Genomic DNA, 3,047 nt, shown 5'->3' on the forward strand with positions numbered 1-3,047 from the left:
TAAACCAAAAGTTCATTAAATTACAATTGTTAAAGTCAACAACTATAAAACTACAATAAGGGCTACTTTATTTAGTGTAGGGATACATTAAATAAGGTAGTGAAGCAATTTAGAATAAAAGATATTAAGGGCCATAGGTGGATGCCTTGGCTGGTAGAGGCGATGAAGGACGTACTAGGCTGCGAAAAGCCTCGGGGAGCTGCCAAGAAGCTTTGATCCGGGGATTTCCGAATGGGGCAACCCAGCATGGAGCGATTCATGTTACCCTACGGGGGGCGAACTCAGGGAAGTGAAACATCTCAGTACCTGAAGGAAAAGAAATCAAACGAGATTCCGGGAGTAGCGGCGAGCGAAACTGGATTAGGGCGCTTAGTGATAGCATATTAGTTAGCCGAACACTTTGGAAAGAGTGGACATAGAGGGTGATATCCCCGTAAGCGAAAACTATTATGTGGTACTAGACTAAGGAACGAGTAGGGCGGAACACGTGTTATTTTGTCTGAATATGGGGGGACCACCCTCCAACCCTAAATACTACTACCAGACCGATAGTGAACAAGTACCGTGAGGGAAAGGTGAAAAGGACTGCGGTGAGCAGAGTGAAATAGAACCTGAAACCTATGGCTTACAATCATTCGGAGCACTATTTTAATGTGTGACGGACTGCCTTTTGCATAATGAGCCTGCGAGTTGTGGTATCTGGCAAGGTTAAGCGAACGCGAAGCCGTAGCGAAAGCGAGTCTTAATAGGGCGAATTAGTCAGATGCTGCAGACCCGAAACTGAGTGATCTATCCATGAGCAGGTTGAAGCTGGTGTAAGAGCCAGTGGAGGACCGAACCCGCTGACGTTGAAAAGTCATGGGATGACTTGTGGATAGGGGTGAAAGGCCAATCAAACTCAGTGATAGCTGGTTCTCTCCGAAATATATTTAGGTATAGCCTCGAGTTAGTAGCATGTAGGGGTAGAGCACTGACAGGGCTAGGGCTGCTTACCGCGGTACCAAACCCTATCAAACTCCGAATACTACATGTGTAACCTCGGGAGTCAGGCGGTGGGTGATAAAATCAATCGTCGAGAGGGGAACAACCCAGACTAACAGCTAAGGTCCCAAAGTTACATCTAAGTGGAAAAGGATGTGGAGTTGCTGTGACAACCAGGAGGTTGGCTTAGAAGCAGCCATCCTTTAAAGAAAGCGTAACAGCTCACTGGTCTAGCGATTCTGCGCCGAAAATATAACGGGGCTAAGATGTACACCGAAGCTTTAGATTTACAGTTTACTGTAAGTGGTAGGAGAGCGTTCCATTCAGCGTTGAAGGTATACCGGTAAGGAGTACTGGAGCGGATGGAAGTGAGCATGCAGGCATGAGTAGCGAGAAAAGAAGTGAGAATCTTCTTCGCCGAAAACCCAAGGTTTCCTACGCGATGCTCGTCATCGTAGGGTTAGTCGGGACCTAAGTCGAGTCCGAAAGGGGTAGACGATGGCAAATCGGTTAATATTCCGATACCGACATTACATCGTTTGAGCGATGGGGGGACGCATAGAGTTAGACGAGGTCACTGATGGAATAGTGGCTCGAAGGGTGTAGGTTGTACAGTAGGCAAATCCGCTGTACATTCGACCGAGACCTGACAGGCAGAGCAATTGCTTCGGCAAGCGCTTTGAATCGTCGATACTGTCGTGCCGAGAAAAGCCTCTAAGCGAGATGTAATGTTGCCCGTACCGTAAACCGACACAGGTGGGTGAGATGAGTATTCTAAGGCGCGTGGATGAACCCTTGTTAAGGAACTCTGCAAACTAGCACCGTATCTTCGGTATAAGGTGTGCCCTATTTGTTTAGGAATTTACTTCCGAAAGCATTGATGGGTCGCAGCAAAGAGTCCCTCCCGACTGTTTACCAAAAACACAGCACTCTGCCAACTCGTAAGAGGATGTATAGGGTGTGACGCCTGCCCGGTGCTCGAAGGTTAAAAGGATGCGTTAGCTTTGCGAAGCGTTGAATTGAAGCCCGAGTAAACGGCGGCCGTAACTATAACGGTCCTAAGGTAGCGAAATTCCTTGTCGGTTAAATACCGACCTGCATGAATGGCGTAACGAGATGGGAGCTGTCTCAACAAGGGATCCAGTGAAATTGTAGTGGAGGTGAAAATTCCTCCTACCCGCGGAAAGACGGAAAGACCCCGTGCACCTTTACTATAGCTTGACACTGCTATTGGGATATTCATGTGCAGGATAGGTGGGAGCCGTTGATTTAGTGACGCCAGTTGCTAATGAGGCATCCTTGAGATACCACCCTTGAATATTCTGATAGCTAACTCCGTACGGTTATCCCGTGCGAGGACAATGTCTGGTGGGTAGTTTGACTGGGGCGGTCGCCTCCTAAAAAGTAACGGAGGCTTACAAAGTTCGGTTCAGAAGGGTTGGAAATCCTTCGTAGAGTATAATGGCATAAACCGGACTGACTGTGAGACATACAAGTCAAGCAGAGTCGAAAGACGGTCATAGTGATCCGGTGGTTCTGTGTGGAAGGGCCATCGCTCAAAGGATAAAAGGTACGCCGGGGATAACAGGCTGATCTCCCCCAAGAGCTCACATCGACGGGGAGGTTTGGCACCTCGATGTCGGCTCATCGCATCCTGGGGCTGGAGCAGGTCCCAAGGGTATGGCTGTTCGCCATTTAAAGCGGTACGCGAGCTGGGTTCAGAACGTCGTGAGACAGTTCGGTCCCTATCTTCCGTGGGCGTAGGATTGTTGAGGAGAGCTGACCCTAGTACGAGAGGACCGGGTTGGACGAACCACTGGTGCACCAGTTGTCCTGCCAAGGGCATAGCTGGGTAGCTACGTTCGGATGTGATAACCGCTGAAAGCATCTAAGCGGGAAGCCAACTCCAAGATGAACAATCCCTGAAGTACGCTTGAAGACTACAAGCTTGATAGGCTGGATGTGTACGCGAAGTAATTCGTTTAGCTGACCAGTACTAATAGTACGTTTGTCTTTTTTTTAGCTTCACTACCTTATTTAGTGTATAGACAATAAATAGGTAACCC

General features: G+C 48.4%; 1 rRNA gene. It reads left to right on the plus strand.

The annotated features are described in order from the left end of the window. Positions 1 to 114 precede the first annotated feature (114 nt). Positions 115 to 3,002: ribosomal RNA gene (locus P6N22_RS10590) — 23S ribosomal RNA — on the plus strand. Positions 3,003 to 3,047 lie beyond the last annotated feature (45 nt).

It is taken from the genome of Sulfurimonas sp. C5, assembly GCF_029872055.1.
GTDB lineage: Bacteria > Campylobacterota > Campylobacteria > Campylobacterales > Sulfurimonadaceae > Sulfurimonas.